Raw genomic sequence first — 23143 nt, 5'->3', positions numbered from 1 at the left:
TGGGCGCACGGAGGCTTCGGTGACGAACTGTCAGGACTCTTGACAGACAGGTGGTCTAGTCCAACTATAAGCGGTGCCGTCCCGGTCGGGAGGCGCTGTGGGGGCGTGCGACCGGCCGGCGGGGCTTGCCCTGCCGTGCCACCAACCACCAACATCCACAAGTCTGTTGGAGAACCCATGCGCATACGTAGATCTGCCCGCGCCGTCGTGGCCGCGTTCGCGACCCTGGCCACGGCGGCCGGACTGATGACGGTGGGCACCGCCACCGCCCAGGCCGCGACGCCGCTGCCGACCCGGATCTTCGCCCCGTACTTCGAGGCCTGGACCGGGGCGAGCCCAGCCGCCCTGGCCGCGCAGTCCGGCGCCAAGAACCTCACCATGGCCTTCCTGCAGACCGCCACCAAGGGCTCCTGCACGCCGCTCTGGAACGGCGACACCGGGATGCCGGTCTCCTCGGCGACCTTCGGCGCCGACATCGCCACCATCCGGGCGAACGGCGGCGACGTCATCCCGTCGTTCGGCGGCTACACGGCGGACAACACCGGCACCGAACTCGCCGACAGCTGCACCGACGTGAACCAGATCGCGGCAGCCTTCGAGAAGGTCATCACGACGTACGACATCAGCCGGATCGACCTGGACATCGAGGACAACTCGCTGACCAACAGCGGCGGCATCGACCGCCGCAACAAGGCGATCAAGCTGGTCCAGGACTGGGCGGCGGCCAACGGCCGCTCGATCCAGTTCTCGTACACCCTGCCGACCACCACCGGCGGCCTGGCCGACAACGGCCTCAACGTGCTGCGGAACGCGATCGCCAACAACGCGCGGGTCGACGTGGTCAACCAGATGACCTTCGACTACTACGACAACGCGTCGCACAACATGGCGACCGACACCCAGACCGCCACCACCGGCCTGTACAACCAGCTGGCGCAGCTGTACCCGGGCCGGACCCCGGCGCAACTCTGGGGCTCGATCGGCATCATCGAGATGATCGGCATCGACGACTTCGGCCCGGCCGAGACCTTCACCCTGGCCAACGCCACCACGGTGTACAACTGGGCGCTCTCCAAGGGCGTCAACACCCTCTCGTTCTGGGCGCTCCAGCGTGACAACGGCGGTTGCGTCGGCACGGCGGGCTCCGACAGCTGCTCCGGCATCAGCCAGGGCACCTGGGACTTCTCCCGGATCTTCGCGCCGTACACCGGCGGCACCACCACCCCGGCCAACGACTTCTCGGTGACCGCGACCCCCGGCGCCGGCTCGGTCGTGGCCGGCTCCGGCACCACCGCCGCCATCTCCACCGCCGTCACCTCGGGTGCCGCGCAGAGCCTCACGCTGACCGTCAGCGGCGCCCCGGCCGGCGTCACCGCTGCGGTAAACCCCGGTACGGTCACCGCCGGTTCGGGTGCGATGCTGTCGGTCACCACCACTGCGGCCACCGCGCCGGGCAGCTACCCGCTGACCGTGAAGGCCACCGGTGCCTCGGGCAGCCACACCGCCACCTACACCCTGACGGTGACCGGCACCGGCACGCCGACGGGTCTGGTCAACGGCGGTCTGGAGACCGGCAGTCTGGCTCCGTGGACCTGCCAGGCCGGTGGTGCGGTGGTCTCCACCCCGGCGCACGGCGGCTCCCACGCGCTGCTGGCGGCGGCCACCGGTTCGCAGACCGGCCAGTGCGGCCAGACCGTCACCCTGGCTCCCAACACCAGCTACACGCTGTCGGCCTGGGTCCAGGGCAACTACTCCTACCTCGGCGTGAGCGGCGGCGCGACGGCCAGCACCTGGACGCCGGGCTCGGCCTCCTGGACCAAGCTCACCGTCCCGTTCACCACCGGCGCTTCGGGCACCGTCACGGTCTACCTGCACGGCTGGTACGGCCAGGGCAGCGTCTACGGCGACGACTTCTCGATCGTCTGACGATCCGTCCCACGGTGGCCTGGCCGTCGGCATCCCGCCGACGGCCAGGCCACCGGCACGTCAACTCCGGCGCGGCGGCCGGGGGAAGAAGCCACTGGTGCGGGCCGCGTACGCGGCCCACTCGGGACTGGCGGCGCTGCGGCCGCGTTCGGCCATCGGTTTCCCGCTGCCGTAGGCGAGCAGCCAGTTCATCAGCAGCGGACTCAGCACGGTGGCCCAGCCCGCCGGGTGGTCGGCGGCGAGCAGGAACAGACCCCACCAGACGCAGGCGTCGCCGAAGTAGTTCGGGTGCCTGGTCCAGGCCCAGAGGCCGCGGGTCATCAGCCTGCCGCGATTGGCGGGATCGGCCTTGAAGCGGGCCAACTGCCGGTCGCCGACGGTCTCGAAGGCCAGGCCGACCGCCCAGAGCGCGACCCCGACGGCGGCCGGCGGCCCGAGCGGGCCCGGCAGGTACTGGGCGACCTGGACCGGCAGTGAGACGAACCAGAGGATAGCCGCCTGCAACAGGTACACCTTCCGCAGCGCGTACCAGGGGCCGGGCCGGCGGGCCAGCATCCGGGCGTACCTGGGGTCCTCGGGGGCGCCGCGCGAACGCCACCAGATGTGTGCGGACAGTCGCAGGGCCCAGACCAGCACCAGCGCGGTCGCCAACAGCCGCCGTCCGTCGCCCCCGTGACCCGCCGACAGGCCGTACCCGGTCAGGGCGACGGCGGCGAAGGCGAGACCCCAGGCGATGTCGACCCCGCGGTGGCGCCCGCTGCGCAGGCCCACCGCGAAGGCGGCCAGCATGACCGCCAGGGCGGCGCCAGCGGTGGCGAGCAGGTTGAGGAGGAACGGGTTCACCGGGCGTCCCCCCGGGTCAGCAGGAACTGCCGCACGTCCAGGTAGCCGGAGCGGAACCCGGCCTCGGAGTAGGCGAGGTAGAGCTCCCACATCCGCCGGAAGACCGGGTCGAAGCCGAGCGCCGCGACCTCGTCCGCCCGTGCGGTGAAGCGCTCCCGCCAGAGCCGCAGCGTCTCGGCGTAGTGCGGACCGTAACTCCGGTCCTCGGTCAGCCGGAGCGAGCTGTGCCGCTCGGCGGACTGCGCCACGGCCTCGACGGAGGGGATCTGCCCGCCGGGGAAGATGTACTTGAGGATCCAGGTGTACGTCTCGGCGGTGGCGAGCATCCGCTCGTGGGGCATGGTGATGGACTGCAGCGCGACCCGTCCGCCGGGCGCGAGCACCCGGTCCAGGGTGCTGAAGTACGTCGGCCAGTACGGCCGTCCGACCGCCTCGATCATCTCCACGCTGACCACCGCGTCGTACGAGCCCTCGGCCGAGCGGTAGTCGCACTGCCTGACCTCGACCCGGTCGGCGAGACCGGCCTCGGAGATCCGGCGGCGGGCGAGTGCGAGCTGTTCGGCGGAGAGAGTCAGACTGACCACCCGGGCGCCCCTGGCAGCAGCCCGGATTGCCAACTCACCCCATCCGGTACCGATTTCGAGCACGGTGCGGCCGGGGCCGACCCGGGCCAGGTCGAGCAACCGGTCGATCTTCCGGTGCTGGGCGGTCGGCAGGGAGTGCCAGTCGGCCAGTGGTGCGCCGCTGCGCACGTCGGTGGGGAAGAGGGCCGAGGAGTAGCTCATGGTCCGGTCGAGGAAGAGCGCGAACAGCTCGTTGGAGAGGTCGTAGTGACGTTGGACGTTGCGCGGGGCGTGCTCGGTGCTGCCCAGCTCGGTGGCGGGTGGGCGCTGCACGTAGAGGCGCCGCAGCCACCGCGTGCCGGGCGGCACCAGGGTGCTCGGGTCGGTGGCCAGCGAGGTGATCAGCGCGACCAGGTCGGGGGAGTCCCAGTCGGCGGCCTGGTAGGACTCGCCGAAGCCGATCAGGCCGCCGGCACCGATCCGGCGGAGGAAGTCCCCGGGCCGGTGCAGCCGGAGGGTGGCCGCACCTGCCGGTGCGGGCACGAGCATCCGCCCGCCGGGGAGTTCGATCCGCAGGCCGTGCCGACGGGCGATCCGGGCCAGCAGGCGGCCTGCCACTGCGGCCCGTATCGGCGCGTCCGGCACCCGGGCCACGTCCGGCCAGCGGGTGGGGTCGATTCCGGCGGAGGGAGTGGTGGTCGGGTCTGCCACGGAAGTCACGACGGTGGTACCTCTCTGGGGTGGACGGGCAGGCCGCGCAGCAGCAGGCGGATGCCCTGGTAGCGGATGTGCAGGCTGACCGCGAAGGTCGCGAACGGGTGCCGAAGCACGGCGGCCAGCAGGGTGCGGACGGTGGCCGGGCGGCGCTCGCCGCGTACGGTCGCGGTGAACGCGGGTGCACCGTCGCGCTCCAGACGGATCGTCAGGTCGAGCCGCTGGTCCGGCTCGGGCAGGCGCATCCGGTAGTCGCCGTCCACCGGGAAGAACGGTGAGACGTAGAACTCCTTCGGCGTGCGCACCTGCTCCGGCCGGAGCAGGTAGCGGTGGTGCTGCCCGTAGGTGTTGTGCACCTCCGCGACGGTGCAGACCGGCCGGTCGGCCTCGTCCCGGCACCAGTAGACGGTGAGCGGGTTGAACACGTGCCCGAGCGAACGCGCCTGGGTGAGCATCAGCACCCGGCCGCCGGGCGGGTCCACACCCTGCTCGGCCAGATAACGGTCGAGGTTCTGACGCAGGCTCAGCCCGGGCGCGCCCGGGTGGTCGGCGGCGCGGAACCGGGCCAGCGGGCGCAGCCAGACCGGCACCGGCGGCAGCCGGTCCAGGTCGACCAGCCACAGGCTGGTGCGGTGCCGGAAGGCGTGCCGGAGCGGCGTGCTCCGGACGTGGGTGATCCGGGTCTCGTACAGCGCCGCGCCCCACGGCCCGGGCAGCGCGGCGGTCATGCCGGCACCCCGAGCACGCTCCGGGCGGCCTGCAGGCCGGAGCGGCAGCCGTCCTCGTGGAAGCCCCAGCCGTGGTACGCCCCGGCGAATGCGGTGCGGCCCCGGGAGAGTTCGGGCAGGCGACGCTGGGCGACGACCGTCGCGGCGGTGTAGACCGGGTGCTCGTAGACCGTCCGGGAGACCACGTGCCGCTCCGGGACCGGGCGGTGCCGGTCGTCGTTGAGGGTGACGAGGTAGTCCTCGGCGGTGTCCAGGCCGAGCAGTCGGTTCAGGTGGTAACTGACCTGGACCTGGTCGGCGTCGTCGTGGCAGTCGGCCATCAGGTAGTTCCAGGAGCCCCGGGCCCACGCGGCCTCGGGCAGCCGGGAGGCGTCCCGGTGCAGCACGGTGGGGTTGCGGGAGTAGCGGAAGGCCCCGAGCACCTCGGTCTCCGCGGGCGTCGAGTCGGCCAGCAGGCGCAGTGCCTGGTCGGCGTGGGTGGCCACCACCACCCCGTCGGCCCGGTACCGCCGCCCGTCCTCGGTGGTCACGGTGACGCCGTCCGGGTGTCGGTGCACCGAGCGGACCGGGGCCGAGCGGTGCACGGTGGGCAGGCGCTCGGCGATCCGCCGGACGTAGGTCTGCGAGCCGCCGACCACCGTGCGCCAGGTGGGCGAGCCGGTGACGCCGAGCATGCCGTGGTTCTCGAGGAAGGCGAACAGGTAGCGCGCCGGGTAGTCGCCCGCGAGGTCGGGGGCGCAGGACCAGACGGCGGCGACCACGGGGGTCACGAAGTGGCTGACGAAGTACTGAGAGAAGCCGCCGTCGACCAGGAACCGGCGCAGCGAGGGGTCACCCGCGCCGGGGTCCGCCAGCAGCCGCCGGGCCCGGCGGTGGAAGCGCGGGACCTCGGCCAGCATCCGCAGGTACCGGCCGTGCAGGACGCTGCTCGGCCGGGCCAGCAGACCGGCCGGTCCACGGGCCCCGGCGTACTCCAGGCCACAGCCCTCGCACCGTACCGACATGCTCATCTCGCTGACCCTGGTCTGCACGCCGAGCTCGCGGAACAGCCGGGTCAGCTCGGGGTAGGTGCGATCGTTGTGGACCAGGAAGCCGGTGTCCAGGGCGAGTTCGCGCCCGTCGGCCGAAGTGGCGGCCTGGGTGTGGGCATGGCCGCCGAGCCGGGAGTCGGCTTCGAACAGCTCCACCTCGGCCCCGGCCCTGCGCAGCTCGTAGGCGGCGGTCAGCCCGGACACCCCGGCCCCGATCACCGCCACCCGGCGGCCGCCGGGACTGACACGGTGCCGGGCGGTGGTGGGGGTGGTTCCGGTGTAGGTCACGGGGGCCCTCCGAGGCTCCGAAGTACTGGTCTGCACCGGTACTTCGGAGCCGGAGGTGGCGCGGATTGCTCCGATCGGGGAGGCGCCGGGCCGCCGTCAGGCGAACGGCAGCAGCAGCACCGGCGCACCGCTCGGGTGGCTCGACCCGCCGCTGGGCTCGACCGTGACGCCGATCCCGGCCGCCCCACGGATCGCGCCGTCCAGCAGCAGTGCTCCGTCGGTGGCCGGCATCAGACCGGCCGGGCGCATGGTGCCCGCGTCGTTGAACCAGAGCTCGTACGTCCGCCCGGCCGGCAGTGCCGGCATCCCGGCGGCCAGGAAGGCGGCCTGTCCCCGGCTCTGCGACCAGACCACGGTGCCGACGCCGCTCCCGGCAGGGCCGGACCTGGTCCGGGCGTCCGGGGCGGTGAGCAGTGACTCGAAACCGGCCTGCCGTTCCTGCAGCCGGAGCGCCTCCGCCCTGGCCCGGCCAGCCTCGTCGTGCTGGTGCACGGCGACGCCGCCGAGCAGTACGGCGGACGCCAAGGAGGCGGCCAGGGCCATCCTCGGCAGTGCCCGGCCGACCCGGCCAGGACGGCGGCCGGTGCCCTCCGGTTCCGGTGTGCGCGGCGGGTGCTGACGGACCGACGGCAACCGGGCCAGCACCTGCTGCTTCAACTCGGGCGGCGGGGTGGCCGCCTCGGCCGCGCCCAGCCTGGCCAGCGTGGCGGCGAACTCGGCCACCTCCTGTGCGCAGGACGGGCAGATCGCCAGATGCCGTTCGAACTCCGCGCGTTCGGGCTCGTCCAGCGCGTGCGCGGCGTACGCGCCGGTGGACGTGTGCAGATCGGGCGCGCTGTTCATGTCCCCACCCCCAGGCAGTCACGCAGACGGATGAGGCCGTCCCGCATCCTCGTCTTCACGGTACCGAGCGGCAGTGCGAGCAGCTCCGCCACCTGCGGGTAGCTGTAACCCCGGTAGTACGCGAGGGTCACCGACTCCCGTTGCAGCTCGGTCAGGGACTTGAGGCAGCGCCTGACCTGCTCGCGCTCCAGCCGTCCCTCGACCTGCTCGGCCACCTCGTCGAAGACCGGGGCGTGCGAGCGGGCGGCCACCTTCTGCTCCCGGTCGGCGGCGGCCTGTGCGGAGCGCACCCGGTCCACCGCCCGGCGGTGGGCCATCGTCAGCACCCATGGCAGCACCTCGCCGCGCTCCGGCTGATAACGGGAGGCGTTGCGCCAGAGGTCGAGCATCACCTCCTGGGTCACCTCCTCCGACTGCGCCGGATCCCGCAGCACCCGGCGGACCAGGCCGAAGACCGGTCCGGCGACCGCGTCGTACAACCGGCCGAAGGCGTCCTGGTCACCGAAGGCGGCCTTGGCCACCAGCTCCTGGAGATCAGGGCCTCGCCACTGCGGACCGGAGAGCTGGACGACGTTGCTGCTCACCGGGCCACCTCCCGGCCGTGGTACGGGCCGATGTGGGGCATACGGTTACCTCCAGAGCTGCCGGCGGTCATCCCGCCGGTCGGTGCGGACTCGACACCTGGCTTTCGGAGCCGCGCGCCGGTCGGATGGGTCCTGCCGAGCAGGTGTTCCCGGCCGGTCCGCCGGGCCGGTTCCCTCGGCTGCTGGCAAGGCCCGGACTCGGGGTGAACGAGCGGTACGCGTCCTTGTTACAGGTCCAGTCCCTGATGCCGCGTCAGGCGCCGGAAAAGAAGTTCTCGAACTCGACCCATCCGGTGACGGACCGGTACCGAATGGGCAGCGTGAGCAAGAAACCGCCCCTTCGAAACCGCCTGGCCCGGCTCGCCGCGGCCGCCGCCGTCGGCCTGGCCGCCGCGGTGGTGGCGGTCGGCGCCGGTGAACTGGTGGCCGCCTTCACCGGGCCGGACAGCGCCCCCGTGATCGCGGTCGGCTCGGCCGCGATCGACCTGACGCCGACTCCGCTCAAGGAGTACGCCGTCCGGACCTTCGGCACCAACGACAAGCCGGTCCTGCTGGCCGGCATCCAGCTCACCATGGCCGGGCTCGCCGTCCTCGCGGGCCTGCTCGCTGTCCGGCGGCGGGGACTCGGGGCGGCGGTCTTCGTCCTGTTCGGCGGCCTCGCCGTCTGGGCGGCGCTGTCGCGCCCGGTGGCCGGTCCCGCCGACGCGCTCCCCGCGCTGGCGGCGGGCGCGGTGGGAGCGGCCGCGCTGGTCCTGCTGGCCGCACTGGTCGGGCCGCCGCGGGCCGTGGCCGTCCCGGAGGACGGTCCGGTCTCCGCACGGACCGAGCCTCCGAGCGGCGGTCCGCCCCGGCGGGTGCTGCTGGCCGCCACCGGTGGCACGGTGCTGCTCGGCGGCCTGGCGCTGGCCGGTGGCCGGAGGCTGAGCGACAGCCGGTACGACGTCTCCGCCGCACGGGACGCCGTACGGCTGCCGGCCCCCGCCGTGCCCGCCCCGCCGCTGCCGGCCGGGGTCGGCCCTGGAACGCCGGGGCTGCCCCCCTTCGTCACCCCGAACCGGGACTTCTACCGGGTCGACACCGCCCTGACGCTCCCCCGGATCGACCCGCGCCGCTGGACCCTGCGGATCCACGGCCTGGTCGACCGGCCCCTGCTGATCACGTACGACGAGCTGCTGCGGTACCCGCTGGAGGAGCTGGACCACACACTCTCCTGCGTCTCCAACGAGGTCGGCGGCCCCTACGTCGGCACCACCCGCTGGCTCGGGGTGGCGCTGCCCGCGCTGCTGCGCCGGGCCGGGGTCCGCGCCGGTGCGGACCAGTTGGTCGGCCGTTCGCAGGACGGGATGACCATCGGGACCCCGCTGGAGTCCGTGCTCGACGGCCGCCGCGCCCTGCTGGCGGTGGCGATGAACGGCGAGGTGCTGCCGGTCGAGCACGGCTTCCCCTGCCGCACCGTGGTCCCCGGCTTCTACGGCTACACCTCGGCCACCAAGTGGCTGGTCGACCTGGACGTGACCACCTTCGCCGCCCACGACCCCTACTGGGTCAAGCGTGGCTGGGACCGGACAGGGGCGGTGCGGACCGCCTCCCGGATCGACGTCCCGGCGCCGTTCGCCCGGGTGGCCGCCGGTGACGTGACGGTGGCCGGGACCGCCTGGGCCACCCACCGGGGCATCGCCGCGGTCGAGCTACGGGTGGACGGCGGCCCCTGGACGCAGGCCCGCCTCGCCACCGACGCCGGGCCGGACCTGTGGCGGCAGTGGAGCCTCACCTGGTCGGGCGCCCGGCCGGGCACCCACCGGCTGGAGGTCCGGGCCACCGACGGTACCGGTGCGGTGCAGACCGAGGACCGCGCGTCCCCCTTTCCGGCCGGAGCCACGGGCTGGCACAGCACCGTGGTGACGGTCACCTGAACCCCCACTTCCCCACTCCACGCTGACCCTCCCTCAGGTTCCGGCGGCACCACAGCCTTGCCCGGAACCGGTTTTCCACCTCTTCCTAAGGAGCAGTTCCCATGTCCGTGCACACCTCCCGCCGCTCGTCCCTCGCCGCCCTGTTCGCCGCCGGCGCCCTGGTGCTCGGCCTGAGCGCCTGCAGCAGCGGTTCCGACACGGCCTCCACGTCGGCTTCCTCCTCGGCCTCCGCCTCGGCGGCCGTGACGAGCGCCTCCGCCATGGCGGCGGACCAGCCGTTCGGCGCGGCCTGTGCGGCCGTGCCGAAGGACGGCTCGGGCAGCTTCTCCGGTATGGCCAAGGACCCGGTGGCCACCGCGGCCTCCAACAACCCGCTGCTCTCCACCCTGGTCACCGCCGTGAAGCAGGCCGGACTTGTCGACACCCTCAACTCGGCGAACAACATCACCGTCTTCGCCCCGACCAACGACGCCTTCGCCAAGATCCCGAAGGCTACCCTGGACGCCGTGCTCGCCGACAAGGAGAAGCTCACCAAGATCCTCACCTACCACGTGACCCCGGACCGGCTCACCCCGGCCGCACTGGCCGGCACGCACAAGACCCTCGAGGGCAGCGACCTCAAGGTGACCGGTTCGGGACAGGACTTCACCGTCAACGGCAACGCCAAGGTGCTCTGCGGTGACGTGCAGACGGCGAACGCCACCGTGTACATCATCGACACGGTGCTGATGCCGACCTCCTGACGCACCGTCCATCCGCCGCACCGCCCTGCTCCGGCCGGGCGGTGCGGCGGGTCAGGGCCGACCGCCCGTCCTGCGGTCGGCCCGCAGCTGCTCCAGCTCCTCGGTCATCCGGCTCAGGAACCGCACCACCACGGCGAGTTCGGACGCGCTGAACTCGCTCCGGACCAGCTCCGTCCGCTCGGCGACCGGTACGAACCAGCGGCCGGCCATCCGGGTCGCGCCCGGGTTGTGGTGCACCCTGACCTGCCGGCGGTCGTTGGCGTCCCTGGTCCGCCGGACGTGCCCGGCGCGCTCCAGCCGGTCGAGCACGGCGGTGACCGCACCGGAGGTGAGGGCCAGTTCCTCGCGCAGCTTGCCTGGGGTGACGCCCTGGCCGCCGTTCGCCCGCAGGATCGCCAGCAGGGCCTGGACGTCGGTGCTGTGCAGGCCCTGGGCGTCCGCGAAGTCGTGGCCGAGCAGATTCATCTCGGAGGCCAGCCCTTGGAGCAGCAGGGCGAAGTCCCGGCTGGCGGGTGACGGGTGCTGCTCTGCCAAGGCGACCTTCCAAGGGCGGGGGTCTTCAGCCTAGCGGCCCGGTCGCGGGTCTCCGGTCGGTGATCTCTTATTCATCAAGTCTCTTGATAGTTGAGATATTATCCTCCGGTCGACCTGCCCATCCGGCCGAAGGAGCTCCCCGTGCCCGCTCGACGACTACTCGTCCCCCTGGTCCTGCTGGCCCTCTGGCTGGGCCTCGGCGGGGCCTTCGGCTCGTACGCGGGCCGGCTCTCGGAGGTCGCCACCAACGACGGCGCCGCCTTCCTGCCCCGCAGTGCCGAATCGACCGAAGTCGCGCGTCTGGCGTCCGAGTTCCAGGCCGGAGCGACCCTGCCCGTGGTCATCGTCTGGCAGGGCGAGGGCGGCCGGGTCGACGAGGCCGTCCGGCAGGGTGCGGGGCAGGCCCTGCGGGACGCGGCCGCCGTCCCCGGGGCGACCGGTCAGTCCTCGCCGCTGCTGGCCTCCGAGGACGGCGCGGCCGTGCAGGGCGTGGTCCAGCTCCGCGCCGACCTCGGGAAGGGGACCGCCGACAGTGTCCGGGCGATCCGCGACCTGGCCGCCGCCGTGCCGGGCACCGTCGTGGGTGTCGCCGGACCGGCGGCCGTCCAGGCCGACCTGGTCGGGGCGTTCGCCGGTATCGACGGCCTCCTGCTCGGAGTCGCCCTCGGGGTGGTGCTGCTGATCCTGCTCGCGGTGTACCGGAGCCTGCTGCTGCCGCTGCTGGTGATCCTGGGTGCGGTGTTCGCGCTCGGGGTGGCCTGCGCGGTGGTGTACGTCCTCGCCGACCACGGCGTGGTGCGGGTCGACGGCCAGGTGCAGGGGCTGCTGTCGATCCTGGTGATCGGTGCAGCCACCGACTACGCGCTGCTGCTCTCGGCCCGCTTCCGTGAGGAACTCGGGCTCCAGGACGACCGATTCGCCGCGATGCGGATCGCCTGGCGCCGGTCGGTCGAGCCGATCGCGGCCTCCGGTGCGACCGTGGCGCTCGGCCTGCTGGTACTGCTGCTCTCCGACCTGACGAACAACCAGGCCCTCGGCCCGGTCGGTGCGATCGGTATCGGGTGCGCCGTACTGTCCGCGCTCACCTTCCTGCCCGCGGCGCTGGTACTGCTGGGCCGGGCCGCGTACTGGCCGGCCCGGCCGCCCGCCGTCGGCGCTCCGGCGCACAGCGTCTGGCAGCGGGTCGCCGCGCTGGTGGCCCGCCGCCCCCGGGCCACCTGGGCCGCCGCACTGGCGGTACTGGTGGCCTGCGCGGCCTTCTCCCCGCTGCTCGACTCGCGCGGTGTGCCGCAGAGCGAGCTGTTCGTGAAGGAACAGCCCTCGGTGGCGGCACAGCGGCTGCTCTCCGCCCACTTCCCCGGCGGCTCCGGCAACCCCGCCGTGGTACTGACCGAGGCGGGCCGGGCCGAGCAGGTGGCGGCCGCCGCCACCGCCGTACCCGGGGTGGCGGCCGTCCGCCCGTACACCGGGGGAGCACCCGGCGCTTCGGCCAAGCAGGTCGACGGCCTGATCCGGCTGGACGCCACCCTCGCCGACCCGGCCGACAGCGACGCGGCCGTCAGCACTGTCCGGCGGCTGCGCGAGGCGGTGCACGCCGTGCCGGGCGCGGACGCCAGGGTGGGCGGCTACACCGCGCAGCAGTACGACACCCGGGTCACCGCACGGCACGACCGGTCGGTCGTCGTGCCGACCGTCCTGCTCTGCATCCTGGCCGTGCTGGTCCTGCTGCTGCGCTCGCTGCTCGCCCCGCTGCTGCTCGCCGCCACCGTCGCCCTCTCCTACCTGGCCACGCTCGGCGTCTCCGCGCTGGTGTTCCCACACGTCTTCGGCTTCAGCGCCACCGACCCCTCGGTGCCGCTCTACGGTTACGTCTTCCTGGTCGCGCTGGGGGTCGACTACAACATCTTCCTGATGACCCGGGTGCGGGAGGAGTCGCTGCGCCACGGCACCCGGGAGGGCGTGCTGCGCGGGCTGACCGCCACCGGAGGGGTGATCACCTCGGCCGGAGTCGTCCTGGCGGCGACGTTCGCCGCACTCGGGGTGATCCCGTTGGCCTTCCTGGCGCAGATCGCCTTCATCGTCGCCTTCGGTGTGTTGCTCGACACCCTGCTGGTCCGTTCCCTGCTGGTCCCGGCCCTGGTGTACGACCTCGGCGACCGGGCCTGGTGGCCGGTACGCCTGCGCCGGCGGGCGTGACGTTCTTCACCCGAGGGCCGACGGACGTACTGATGAGGCGTCAACTGTGCTCGTAGAGGGCCGAATCGGTGTCAAGTGTGGCGTCCGTCATGCCGGGACGGGGGTTTGCCGCGCCCCGTTCCTTCCCGCAGTGTCGAAAGCGCGCCCCGAGTGTGGCGCCCACTTTCACCCCACCCCCGGAGGCACTGCGGCATGCGCGCGTTCACCATCTCGAAGGTCCGAATACGGTACGACCGGCTGCCCAACCAGGTGCTCGGCATCGGTGTCGCCGGGGCGATCGCGGTTACCGCGATCCTCCCGGTCAGCCAGGCCCTCGCCGCCGAGCCTGCTGCCGCCCAGCCGGTCACCCCGGTCACCGCCCCGGTCGCGGCCGCCGCCCCCGCCGAGGCGGCCGCCCCGGCTGTCGAGCCGGTGGCGCAGCCCGCTGCGGCCCCGGCCGCTCCGGCTGCCGAGCCCGCCCCCGCCGCCCCCGCCGCGCCGGTCTACGCCGACAACCTGGACGGCTGGATCCAGCACGCCCGCGACCTGCTCGGTGCTGCCGGGAAGCCCGTCCCCTCCGCCAAGGCGATGCGCGCCACCGCGATGTCCGAGTCCACCGGCAACCCGAAGGCCGTGAACGGCTGGGACTCCAACGCGAAGTCCGGTACGCCCTCGATCGGGCTGACCCAGATGATCCAGCCGACCTTCAAGACCTACGCGCTGTCCGGGCACACCGACATCCGCAACCCCGTGGACAACCTGATCGCCAGCTCGCGCTACTGCGACGCGGTCTACGGCGGCATGGACAAGATGGCCGCGGCGCGTGGCTACGGCTCCCACTGGCACGGCTACTGAGCCCGGTCGGCCTGTAGGTTCCTACAGCAGCGCGACTACGCCGGGCGGGCGAGCTTGTGCGGATCATCAACGATTCCGCGTGAACTGGCTTTCGGCCGGGGTATCGATGAGTATTGACGGTTGGGTGCGGGGCGCCCGAGTGCGCCCGGCGGTCAGACCGCAACCGCACCCGAGGTCTACCTTCTCCCAGCCAGAGAGCCCTTTTCATGCGCTTCCTGAACGACATGTCGCCCGCTTACGACTTGACGTACGACGACGTCTTCATGGTCCCCAGCCGCTCCGCCGTGGGCTCCCGGCAGGGCGTCGACCTCTCCTCCAACGACGGCAGCGGGACCACCATCCCGCTCGTGGTGGCGAACATGACCGCCATCGCCGGCCGGCGGATGGCCGAGACGGTGGCCCGGCGCGGTGGCCTGGTGGCCATCCCGCAGGACATCCCCACCGAGGTCATCTCCGACGTCATCGGCTGGGTCAAGCAGCGCCACCTGGTGCACGACACCGCCGTCACGCTCGCCCCCGGCGACACCGTCGCGGACGCCCTATCGCTGCTCCCCAAGCGCTCGCACAACGCGGTCGTGGTGGTCGAGGGCGGCAGGCCGGTCGGTGTGGTCACCGAGTCCGACTGCCAGGGCGTGGACCGTTTCACCAGCCTCTCCGAGGTGATGTCGCGTGACCTGGTGCTGCTGGAGGAGGGCATCGACCCGCACGCGGCGTTCGAGAAGCTGAACGAGGCGCACCGCAAGCTGGCGCCCGTGGTGGATGCCGCAGGTCAGCTGGTCGGCCTGCTGACCAGGAAGAACGCGCTGCGCGCCACCCTCTACACCCCGGCCACCGACGCGGCCGGCAAGCTCCGGATCGCCGCCACGGTGGGCATCAACGGCGATGTGGCCGGCAAGGCCAAGGCGCTCGTCGAGGCCGGTGCCGACGTGCTCGTGGTGGACACCGCGCACGGCCACCAGGAGTCGATGATCAGCGCGCTGCGCGCGGTCCGCGGTCTCGACCCCCAGATCCCGATCGTGGCGGGCAACGTGGTCTCCGCCGTCGGCGTCCGCGACCTGGTCGAGGCCGGTGCGGACATCCTCAAGGTCGGCGTCGGCCCCGGCGCGATGTGCACCACCCGGATGATGACCGGCGTCGGCCGCCCGCAGTTCTCCGCCGTGCTGGAGTGCGCCGCCGAGGCGCGCCGGCTCGGCAAGCACGTCTGGGCGGACGGTGGCGTCCGGCACCCGCGCGATGTCGCGATGGCCCTGGCCGCCGGTGCCTCCAACGTGATGATCGGCTCCTGGTTCGCCGGTACCTACGAGTCGCCCGGTGACCTGCACACCGACGCGAACGGCCGCCAGTACAAGGAGAGCTTCGGGATGGCCTCGGCCCGCGCCGTGCGCAACCGGACCTCCGAGGAGTCGGCCTACGACCGCGCCCGCAAGGCGCTGTTCGAGGAGGGCATCTCCACCTCGCGGATGTTCATCGACCCGGCCCGCCCGGGCGTCGAGGACCTGATCGACTCGATCATCGCGGGCGTCCGCAGCTCCTGCACCTACGCGGGTGCGCGCAGCCTGGAGGAGTTCCACGAGAAGGCGATCGTCGGCGTGCAGAGCGCCGCCGGGTACGCCGAGGGCAAGCCGCTGCACGCCAGCTGGGCCTGATCGCCCCTCAGCCGGGCCTGATCGCCCGTCACGGCCGTGGCCGGTTCCCCGCCTGAGCGGGGGCCGGCCACGGCCGTTCCGCAGGTCCGGGCAGCGCCCGGCCGACCGCGCCGTCCAGCGTGCCGCTCTGAACGCCGCTGCGGCATGGGGCAGTTCACGCAGTGATCAGCCGGCCCGTGGCCCGCCGGTCGGGCCAAATTTCCAGTGGCATGGCCCTTTCAAAATCTCGGCATTCCTGTCACGCTCCGCCAGGTGAACCTCCGTCACCCGTCGGGCAATCGGGCCCCAGGCGATGCGCTCCCGATGTCCGACGCGACCCCCACTTGCGCCGAGAGGACATGATGAGAAGCCGATTCAGCGTCACGGCAGCCCTGACGCCGCTACTGCTGGCCGCCTCCGCCCTGGCAGGAGCCGGCAGCGCTCCCGCCCAGGCCGCCGACTGCACCCCCACGCAGGTCATAGCCAACCCGGGCTTCGAGTCCGGCACCGCTCCCTGGACGTCCTCCAGTGGCGTGGTCGACAACAGCGCCGCCGAGGCGCCGCACTCCGGTTCGTGGAAGGCGTTGCTGAACGGCTACGGCTCCACCCACACCGAGAGCCTCTCGCAGAGCGTCACCCTGCCGGCCGGCTGCTCCGCGGCGAGCCTCACCTTCTGGCTGCACATCGACACGGCCGAGACCACCACCTCCGTCGCGTACGACAAGCTGACCGCGAAGATCGGCTCCACCACCCTCGCGACCTACTCCAACCTGGACGCGAGGACCGGGTACGTCCAGAAGACCATCGACGTCTCCGCGTACGCCGGACAGGCCGTCACCCTCTCCTTCACCGGCACCGAGGACTCCAGCCTGCAGACCAGCTTCGTCCTGGACGACTTCGCGCTGGACGTCTCGGGCGGCAGCACCCCGCCCCCGACCGACTCGACCCGCACGCCCGCCGCGCCCGCGTACACGGTGAACCTCACCAGTGACAGCACCGGCGCGAACTGGACGGGCCACCAGAGCGTCAACTTCACCAACGCCTCGCCCGTCGCTCTGAGCGAGGTCTACCTGCGGCTGTGGGACAACTGGCACGGGTCCTGCCCGACCACCCCGATCACCGTCTCCAACGTCACCGGCGGCACCCCGGCCGCGCTCTCGGTGAACTGCACCGCACTCAAGATCACCCTGCCCGCGCCGCTGGCCCAGGGCCAGGGCGGCACGGTCGGCTTCGACCTCGCGATCAGTGTGCCGAGCGGTGCGGACCGGTTCGGCCGCGAGGGTGCGTTCAACTTCATCGGCAACGCGCTGCCGGTCCTCGCCGTCCGTGACGGCGCCGGCTGGCACCTCGACCCCTACACCAACAACGGTGAGTCCTTCTACTCGCTCGCCGCCGACTTCAACGTCACCCTGGACCACCCGAGCGGCGTCCTCGTCCCCGCCACCGGGACCTCCGTGGACATCCCCGGCAGCAGCGGACGGACCGTCAGCACCGCCACCGCGACCAAGGTCCGCGACTTCGCCTGGGCGGCCGGCCCGTTCAGCAAGGTCTCCGGCACCTCCACCGCCGGCGTCAAGCTGAACGTCTACTCGGTGAGCGGCATCAGCTCCACCGACGCCCAGTCGATGCTCTCCACCGCCAAGTCCGCCATCGACGCCCACGCGAGCCGCTTCGGCGCGTTCCCGTACGGCGAGGTGGACACCGTGCTCGACAACAACTTCTGGTTCGGTGGCATGGAGTACCCCGGCTTCGTGCTCGACCTGGTCAGCACCACCGCGCTCACGCACGAACTCGGCCACCAGTGGTTCTACGGCATCGTCGGCGACGACGAGTACACCAGCCCCTGGTTGGACGAGGCGTTCACCGACTACGCCACCGACCTCGCCCTGGGCAAGACCGGCACCAGCTGCTGGAACAGCGTCTCCTGGGCCTCCTCGGCCGAGAAGATCACCAACTCGATGGCGTACTGGGACGCCCACTCCTCGCGCTACTCCACCGTCGTCTACGGCTACGGCAAGTGCGCCCTGCACGACCTGCGCAGGCTGATCGGTGACACCGCGATGACCAAGCTGCTGCACGACTACGCCCAGGCGCACTGGTACGGCGTCAGCACCACCGCCGAGTTCAAGGCCGCCGCCCAGGCTGCCACCGCCACCGACCTGACGTCCTTCTGGACCACGCACCGCATCGAGGGGTAGTCGGCGAAGCCCCGACGGGGGCGTGAGGCTCCGCGCGCGGCGGACGCACCTGGTGCGTACCTCCCGTCGCGGGTGCCTCACGCCCCGACGCGTTCACCCGGCGGTGGTTGCCCGAGGTTCGCCGCGCCCGCCGGTGCCGTTGAGCGGGGTCAGGAGTGCTCGGCTGACCATGCCGACCGAGCTGGACAGCGTCGCGGCCATGGCGTCCCGGACGAACGGGATCTCGCGCAGTTCCCAGAGCGTGGCAGTGGTGCTCCAGGCGGCCTCGCGGGCGCGGTCGATGCTCCAGACACCGATCACGTGCAGCAGCGGGTCGGCCAGGTCGAGTACTTCGGGGCCGGGAAGGAGTTCGTCCCGCACCTGGTCCTCGACCTGGGCCAGCAGCGCGTTGATCCGCAGGTAGTCCGCCTCGAACGCGGCCGGCTCGCGGCCGAGCTCCCGGCACAGGTCCACGACGGACAGCGGCAGGTCGTGCTCGATGTGCGCGTTCATCCCGGCCAACGCGAACTGCAGCAGGTGGATGCCCCGGTGTCCGCGCAGCTCGAACAGCGGGCGCCAGCAGGTCGTCGGGCGGGCGCCCCGGGCGTCCGCGTCGACCGCCGCCAGCCAGCGCCCGGCAAAGATCGCGTCCAGCCGGGCCATCGCCGCCGGATCGTCGAAGTAGCCTGCGGTCAGGCGCTGTTGGACCAGTTCGGTGACGGTGAGGTACATCCCGTTGAAGACCCCGACGCCGTCACCTGGCGGCAGGGTGGCCTGCACCTGCCTCATCCGCTCGATGACCTGATCGACCGTCGGGATCTCACTGATCGTCATGGCGGGTTCAGCCTCTCGCGGCGAGCCGGTCGGATCATCCGATGGTAGCCCTGGGCGGCGGCCCTGCCGAGGGGGCGCGCGGCAACCGGGCGGGCGCGTGGCCGGGCTCTCCGGGTGGCGCGGGCGGGATTTCCCTGGCGGGCAGAAAATCCATTCACTGTATGGATCGGTGTCCATTCTGTTTCTGAATTCCCCGTCCACAGTTGACTGTTCTTTAGTAATGAATTGCTTGGCCATTGGCCAATATGCGCGCGGGCTCTGGGATGTTCTAGCAAGCGTTTTCGATCCCGGAACGCGTAGTCCCGGCCGGCCCCCACATGCCGGCCAGAGGAGGATCCCGTGCGCCCCCGCCCGCTCGCCCTGGCGGCAGCCTTTGCCGTCCTGCCGCTGACCGCGATCTCCCTCGGAGTCACCGCCGCCCAGGCCGCTCCCACCCCGAACGCCGCCTCCCCCCGCGTCGCGCTGCCGAACACCGTCACCCCGGCGGTCGCCCGCTCCGAGAAGAAGGGCGACGTACCGGCCGCCCAGCAGCTCTCGGTGGCTGTCAGCCTCAAGCTGCGCAACACCGCCGAGCTGGACCGCTTCCTCACCGCGGTGACCACGCCCGGCGCCGCCGAGTACGGCAAGTACCTGACGCCCGCTCAGTTCACCGCGCTGTACGGCCCGACCCAGGCCGCGGTGGAGCAGGTGAAGAGCTTCCTCAAGAGCCAGGGCCTGACCGTCGCGAGCGTCAGCGACAACCGCCAGGTGGTGAACGCCCAGGGCACCGCCGAGCAGATCGCCAAGGCCTTCGGCACCCACGAGAGCGCCTACCTCGACCCGCAGCAGCAGCGGACGTTCTTCGCGAACGACGCGGCCGCCTCGGTGCCGGCCGACCTCGCCGAGGTCGTCCAGGGCGTCTCCGGCCTGAACAACCACACGGTGCGCACCACCCGCCTGGCGCGGCCCCAGTCGCAGACGGCGCCGAACGCCACCCCGAACGCCACGCCCAGCGGCTTCGGCCCGAGCCAGTACGACGGGGCCTACAAGCTCAACGGCATGGGTGCGGACGGCACCGGCACGACCGTCGCCCTCTGGGAGTTCGACGGCTACAAGTCGGCCAACCTCAGCACGTACGACACCCAGTACGGCCTGTCCGGTCCCGCGGTCTCCACCGTCTCCGTGGACGGGGCGAACTACGACTCGGCGCCCGGTGGCGGCCAGGGCGAGGTCGAGCTGGACAGCGAGATCGTCCGCGGTGTCGCCCCCAAGGCGACCCAGCTGGTCTACGAGGCCCCGAACAGCGACCAGGGCGAGATCGACATGGCCGCCAAGATCGTCGCGGACAACCGGGTCTCGGTCATCTCGATCTCCTGGGGCTCCTGCGAGCCCGACACCACCGCCTCCTCCATGACGGCGGTCGACAACTCCTTCAAGCAGGCGGCCGCGCAGGGCATCTCGATCTTCTCGGCCTCCGGTGACGACGGCTCGCGCGACTGCACCCGCTCCACCAGCGGCTCCACCGTGAAGGCCGTCGACTTCCCGGCCTCCAGCCCGCACCAGACCGGCGTCGGCGGTACCAACCTCAAGGTCTCCGGCACCACTTACACCTCCGAGAGCGCCTGGAGCACCGCCGGCGGCGGCGTCTCCACGGTCTTCGCCAAGCCGTCCTGGCAGACCGGCACCGGTGTCACCGGCACCATGCGCACCGTCCCCGACGTGGCGTCCAACGCCGACCCGGCCAGCGGATTCGCGATCTACACCGCCGGCGGCTGGCAGGTCTACGGCGGCACCAGCGCCGCCGCGCCGCTGTGGTCCGGCTACGCCGCACTGTTCAACCAGAAGGCCAAGGCGGCGGGCAAGCCGGTGCTCGGCGAGGCCAGCCCCAAGCTGTACACGGTGGCCAACAGCGCGAGCTACGGCACCACCTTCCACGACACCGTCACCGGCAAGAACCAGGACTTCTCCACCAAGACCGGCTACGACCAGGTCACCGGCTGGGGCAGCCCGATAGCCGACACGCTGAGCACCGCGCTGCTCGGCGGCACCTCGACCGGCAACACCGTGACGGTCACCAACCCGGGTGACCAGAGCACCGCCACCGGTACCGCCGTCAGCCTCCAGGTCAGCGCCTCGGACAGCGCCGGCGGCCAGACCCTCACCTTCAGCGCCACCGGCCTGCCCACCGGCCTGTCGATCAGCTCGACCGGCCTGATCACCGGCACCGCGACTACGGCCGGCAGCTTCAACGTCACCGTGACGGCGAAGGACACCACCAACGCCACCGGCTCCGCCTCCTTCACCTGGACGGTCGGCACCGGCAGCACCTGCACCCCGGCCCAGCTGCTCGGCAACGGCGGCTTCGAGACCGGCACCGCCGCGCCGTGGACCGCGAGCAGCGGCGTCGTCGACAACGGCACCGGGGAGGCCGCCCACTCCGGCTCCTGGAAGGCCTGGATGGACGGCTACGGTTCCGCCCACACCGACACCCTCTCGCAGACCGTCACCATCCCGGCCGGCTGCAAGGCGACCTTCTCCTTCTGGGTGCACATCGACACCGCCGAGACCGGCACCACCGCCTACGACAAGCTGACCGTCCAGGCGGGCTCCACCACGCTGGCCACCTACTCCAACGCCAACGCGGCGGCCGGCTACGTGCAGAAGTCCTTCGACCTCTCGTCCTTCGCCGGACAGACGGTGACCCTGAAGTTCACCGGCGTGGAGGACTCCTCGCTCAAGACCAGCTTCGTGATCGACGACGCCTCGGTCGCCACCTCCTGACCTGCCCGATCCCGTACTCGTGAGTACCCCTGACGCGGCACCGCCGCCGGGGCCGGCCTTCGGGCCCGCTCCGGCGGCGGTGTTTCCGCCGTGTTTCAAGATCTACAAGCTTCTCCCACTGTTGTCGTGGTCACTGTCATACCTGCGACCGATGACGTACCCTCACGTCGTGCGTGGGGTTCCCCCGGCTCGGTCACGCAACTCCCAGCGCATACCGGCGGCGGGCCGGTCCCGCCGAACTCGCTTGGTGGGGAAGGTATCCGGATGGGCTCAGAACACTCCCAGAAGGCCGGCAGGCTTCGTCTGGTCGAGCAGCGGACGACCCAACCCGGTGCCGTGCCGATGGCCAGGACCGGTTCGGCCGGCAGCTTCGCCGAGGCCCTGAACGCGGCCGTCGAGGCGAGCGGCCTCAGTCTCGACCGGATCAGGGCCGCCCTCGCCGTCGGTGGCGTCCGGGTCAGCGTGACCACCCTCAGCTACTGGCGGCGCGGCCGCAGCCAGCCCGAACGGGCCACCTCACTGCATGCCGTCCACCTGCTGGAGGAACTGCTCGGCCTGCCGCACACCGGCCTCTCGGCGCTGCTCGCCCCGCCGCGCCCACGCGGCCGCTGGGCCGCCGCCCCGGCCGTCGGCAGCCTGCAACTGGAGGACGTCTGGCCCGGTGAGCAGCAGATATCGGACGTCTTCAGCGAGCTGGACGCGCCGCCGATCGGCGAGCTGGAGCGGCTCAGCATCCATGACGCGTACTACGTGGACGCCGAGCGGCGCGGCAACCTGCTGAGGATGCGCCAGGTGGTCCGGGCCACCGTGAGCGGCGTCGGCCGCTGCCTGGTGGTGCACAAGGCGGACGACGAGGCGACGGGCTGCCCGGAGATCACCTCCGTCCGGCACGCCCGGCTCGGCCGGGTCCGCCGTCGCCCCGAGATCGGCCTGATCGTGGCCGAGTTGATGCTCGACCGCCCGCTGGGGCTCGGCGACAGCACGGTGTTCGAGTACGAGGTGGACATCCCGCCGGGCGGCCCGACCACCGTCTACGGGCGGCGCTTCGCGGTACCGGTGCGCGAGTACGTGCTCCAGGTGCACTTCGACCCGGCGGCGGTGCCCGCACACTGCGAACGGTACGACCGCGCGCCCGGAGAGGACGTGGACCGGCGGCGGGAACAGCTCTGGATCGGCGCCTCGGCCAGCGCCCACGTGCTCTCGCCCGACCAGCAGCCCGGCCAGGTCGGCATCCGGTGGGAGTGGGAGTAGCGCGGTACGCGGGCGTGTCGACTGGGGGTCGCCCGGTGTTCGGGTGCTTCGGCCGGGAGTGGCACCGTGGCCGGGTGCTGCGGCGCGAGCCGGGGCATGGCCGCCGACTCGCAGCGCACCGCCGTTCCGGAGGGGCGGAACGGCGAGGCGGGGAGGTCAGCCGGTGACCGGTTCGGCGGCGACGCGGGCCGGCCGGCGGGCCAGGAGTCCGTCGAGGGCGAGCGCGCCCGGGCCGGTGGCGGCGATCAGCAGGAAGGCCCAGCAGTACGTCGCCGAGGCGACGCCGCCGTTCTGGATCGGCCAGAGGGCGACCTTCTGGTGCACGCTGAAGTACGCGTACGCCATCGAGCCGGAGCAGATCACCGCAGCCGTCCGGGTGCCCAGGCCGAGCAACACCAGTACGCCGCCGACCAGTTGGATCACGGCCGCGTACCAGCCGGGCCAGGTCAGTGCCTCCACCGTGCCGCCCTTCATCCCGCCCAGGACGCCGAACAGTGCGGCTGCGCCGTGGCAGGAGAACAGCAGGCCTATCGCTATCCGGGACAGGCCGACCAGGTAGGGCCGGGCGGAATCCACGGTGCTGGTGGGGATTAAGGACATCGAGGGGCTCCATGGGGGAGAGGGGACCGCTGCGACGGGGGACGCAACGGCGGCGAGCAAGGCCAGGCTCCGCCTTGTACAGGTCAAGATGCAGCGGTTTCCATGGAGCCTTCACGATTCCGTGACCGTCTGTTGATGGTTTCCTCACGTACGATT

At 72.1% G+C, this 23143-nt stretch carries 18 protein-coding genes; 9 read left to right on the top strand and 9 right to left on the bottom strand.

The features are described 5' to 3' along the window. The first annotated feature begins 177 nt into the window (after positions 1-177). Positions 178-1926, top strand: a complete 1749-nt coding sequence (locus ACKUU6_RS03590; protein WP_407986959.1) for a glycosyl hydrolase family 18 protein — start codon at positions 178-180, stop codon at positions 1924-1926. 60 nt (positions 1927-1986) lie between these two features. On the opposite strand, the gene ACKUU6_RS03585 is transcribed toward ACKUU6_RS03590, so the two are convergent. The 6 genes from ACKUU6_RS03585 to ACKUU6_RS03560 form a co-directional block, all read right to left on the bottom strand. Further along, a complete protein-coding gene (locus ACKUU6_RS03585) occupies positions 1987-2715 on the bottom strand; it encodes a DUF1295 domain-containing protein (RefSeq protein ID WP_407992025.1) in 729 nt (242 codons plus the stop codon). A 50-nt stretch (positions 2716-2765) separates the two neighbouring features. Continuing rightward, positions 2766-4052 carry a class I SAM-dependent methyltransferase gene (locus tag ACKUU6_RS03580; RefSeq protein WP_407986958.1) on the bottom strand — a complete coding sequence of 429 codons (1287 nt, stop codon included), beginning with the start codon at positions 4050-4052 and terminating at the stop codon, positions 2766-2768. Beyond that, positions 4049-4774 carry a DUF1365 domain-containing protein gene (locus tag ACKUU6_RS03575; protein WP_407986957.1) on the bottom strand — a complete coding sequence of 242 codons (726 nt, stop codon included), beginning with the start codon at positions 4772-4774 and terminating at the stop codon, positions 4049-4051. Before ACKUU6_RS03575 ends, ACKUU6_RS03580 begins: the two co-directional genes overlap by 4 nt. Then, positions 4771-6093 (bottom strand): NAD(P)/FAD-dependent oxidoreductase, encoded by a 1323-nt coding sequence (locus ACKUU6_RS03570; RefSeq protein ID WP_407986956.1) that lies wholly within the window; start codon positions 6091-6093, stop codon positions 4771-4773. Before ACKUU6_RS03570 ends, ACKUU6_RS03575 begins: the two co-directional genes overlap by 4 nt. 96 nt (positions 6094-6189) lie before the next feature. Continuing rightward, entirely contained in the window at positions 6190-6936 is a 747-nt protein-coding gene (locus tag ACKUU6_RS03565) for an anti-sigma factor domain-containing protein (RefSeq protein ID WP_407986955.1), read from the bottom strand. Further along, the gene (locus ACKUU6_RS03560; RefSeq protein WP_407986954.1) at positions 6933-7520 is read right to left on the bottom strand and encodes a sigma-70 family RNA polymerase sigma factor; all 588 of its coding nucleotides are present in this window, start codon (positions 7518-7520) and stop codon (positions 6933-6935) included. The genes ACKUU6_RS03565 and ACKUU6_RS03560 overlap by 4 nt, the downstream gene beginning before the upstream one ends. A gap of 311 nt (positions 7521-7831) precedes the next feature. Between ACKUU6_RS03560 and ACKUU6_RS03555 the strand changes: the two genes are divergently transcribed. Further along, on the top strand, positions 7832-9433 hold the full coding sequence (locus ACKUU6_RS03555) for a molybdopterin-dependent oxidoreductase (RefSeq protein WP_407986952.1): 1602 nt from the start codon (positions 7832-7834) through the stop codon (positions 9431-9433). A gap of 101 nt (positions 9434-9534) precedes the next feature. Next, positions 9535-10176 carry a fasciclin domain-containing protein gene (locus ACKUU6_RS03550; RefSeq protein WP_407986951.1) on the top strand — a complete coding sequence of 214 codons (642 nt, stop codon included), beginning with the start codon at positions 9535-9537 and terminating at the stop codon, positions 10174-10176. Between the two features lie 51 nt (positions 10177-10227). Here the strand turns inward: ACKUU6_RS03550 and ACKUU6_RS03545 are convergent, their stop codons facing one another. Further along, a complete protein-coding gene (locus ACKUU6_RS03545; RefSeq protein WP_407986950.1) occupies positions 10228-10710 on the bottom strand; it encodes a MarR family winged helix-turn-helix transcriptional regulator in 483 nt (160 codons plus the stop codon). A 141-nt stretch (positions 10711-10851) separates the two neighbouring features. On the opposite strand from ACKUU6_RS03545, the gene ACKUU6_RS03540 reads away from it, so the two are divergent. The 4 genes from ACKUU6_RS03540 to ACKUU6_RS03525 all read left to right on the top strand — a co-directional run bounded on the left by ACKUU6_RS03540 (position 10852) and on the right by ACKUU6_RS03525 (position 17563). Next, complete coding sequence (locus ACKUU6_RS03540) at positions 10852-12906, top strand: MMPL family transporter (RefSeq protein WP_407986949.1); 2055 nt, start codon at positions 10852-10854, stop codon at positions 12904-12906. 192 nt (positions 12907-13098) lie between these two features. Then, positions 13099-13740: a transglycosylase SLT domain-containing protein gene (locus tag ACKUU6_RS03535; RefSeq protein ID WP_407986948.1), complete on the top strand. Its 642-nt coding sequence runs from the start codon at positions 13099-13101 to the stop codon at positions 13738-13740. Positions 13741-13946: 206 nt separating this feature from the next. Next, the gene (locus tag ACKUU6_RS03530; protein WP_407986947.1) at positions 13947-15386 is read left to right on the top strand and encodes a GuaB1 family IMP dehydrogenase-related protein; all 1440 of its coding nucleotides are present in this window, start codon (positions 13947-13949) and stop codon (positions 15384-15386) included. A gap of 341 nt (positions 15387-15727) precedes the next feature. After that, positions 15728-17563, top strand: a complete 1836-nt coding sequence (locus ACKUU6_RS03525) for a M1 family aminopeptidase (protein WP_407986946.1) — start codon at positions 15728-15730, stop codon at positions 17561-17563. 93 nt (positions 17564-17656) lie between these two features. Here the strand turns inward: ACKUU6_RS03525 and ACKUU6_RS03520 are convergent, their stop codons facing one another. Beyond that, the gene (locus ACKUU6_RS03520; protein ID WP_407986945.1) at positions 17657-18376 is read right to left on the bottom strand and encodes a DUF5995 family protein; all 720 of its coding nucleotides are present in this window, start codon (positions 18374-18376) and stop codon (positions 17657-17659) included. A 339-nt stretch (positions 18377-18715) separates the two neighbouring features. On the opposite strand from ACKUU6_RS03520, the gene ACKUU6_RS03515 reads away from it, so the two are divergent. Together ACKUU6_RS03515 and ACKUU6_RS03510 are read left to right on the top strand one after the other, a co-directional pair. Next, complete coding sequence (locus tag ACKUU6_RS03515) at positions 18716-21136, top strand: protease pro-enzyme activation domain-containing protein (RefSeq protein ID WP_407986944.1); 2421 nt, start codon at positions 18716-18718, stop codon at positions 21134-21136. A 264-nt stretch (positions 21137-21400) separates the two neighbouring features. Next, the gene (locus ACKUU6_RS03510) at positions 21401-22387 is read left to right on the top strand and encodes a hypothetical protein (protein ID WP_407986943.1); all 987 of its coding nucleotides are present in this window, start codon (positions 21401-21403) and stop codon (positions 22385-22387) included. Between the two features lie 156 nt (positions 22388-22543). Here ACKUU6_RS03510 and ACKUU6_RS03505 read toward each other — a convergent pair whose 3' ends face one another. Then, positions 22544-22987, bottom strand: a complete 444-nt coding sequence (locus tag ACKUU6_RS03505; protein ID WP_407986942.1) for a DoxX family protein — start codon at positions 22985-22987, stop codon at positions 22544-22546. Between the last annotated feature and the right edge of the window lie 156 nt (positions 22988-23143).

The sequence above is a fragment of the Kitasatospora sp. CMC57 genome (genome assembly GCF_045866025.2).
Classification (GTDB): domain Bacteria; phylum Actinomycetota; class Actinomycetes; order Streptomycetales; family Streptomycetaceae; genus Kitasatospora.
This window is presented reverse-complemented; position numbering and strand designations above follow the sequence as displayed.

Coding starts and splice junctions, on each gene's coding strand:
- ACKUU6_RS03530 (WP_407986947.1), top strand. CDS start 13,947: ATGCGCTTCCTGAACGACATGTCGCCCGCTTACGACTTGACGTACGAC.
- ACKUU6_RS03520 (WP_407986945.1), bottom strand. CDS start 18,376: ATGACGATCAGTGAGATCCCGACGGTCGATCAGGTCATCGAGCGGATG.
- ACKUU6_RS03535 (WP_407986948.1), top strand. CDS start 13,099: ATGCGCGCGTTCACCATCTCGAAGGTCCGAATACGGTACGACCGGCTG.
- ACKUU6_RS03565 (WP_407986955.1), bottom strand. CDS start 6,936: ATGAACAGCGCGCCCGATCTGCACACGTCCACCGGCGCGTACGCCGCG.
- ACKUU6_RS03525 (WP_407986946.1), top strand. CDS start 15,728: ATGAGAAGCCGATTCAGCGTCACGGCAGCCCTGACGCCGCTACTGCTG.
- ACKUU6_RS03575 (WP_407986957.1), bottom strand. CDS start 4,774: ATGACCGCCGCGCTGCCCGGGCCGTGGGGCGCGGCGCTGTACGAGACC.
- ACKUU6_RS03555 (WP_407986952.1), top strand. CDS start 7,832: ATGGGCAGCGTGAGCAAGAAACCGCCCCTTCGAAACCGCCTGGCCCGG.
- ACKUU6_RS03585 (WP_407992025.1), bottom strand. CDS start 2,715: ATGCTGGCCGCCTTCGCGGTGGGCCTGCGCAGCGGGCGCCACCGCGGG.
- ACKUU6_RS03550 (WP_407986951.1), top strand. CDS start 9,535: ATGTCCGTGCACACCTCCCGCCGCTCGTCCCTCGCCGCCCTGTTCGCC.
- ACKUU6_RS03505 (WP_407986942.1), bottom strand. CDS start 22,987: ATGTCCTTAATCCCCACCAGCACCGTGGATTCCGCCCGGCCCTACCTG.
- ACKUU6_RS03590 (WP_407986959.1), top strand. CDS start 178: ATGCGCATACGTAGATCTGCCCGCGCCGTCGTGGCCGCGTTCGCGACC.
- ACKUU6_RS03510 (WP_407986943.1), top strand. CDS start 21,401: ATGGGCTCAGAACACTCCCAGAAGGCCGGCAGGCTTCGTCTGGTCGAG.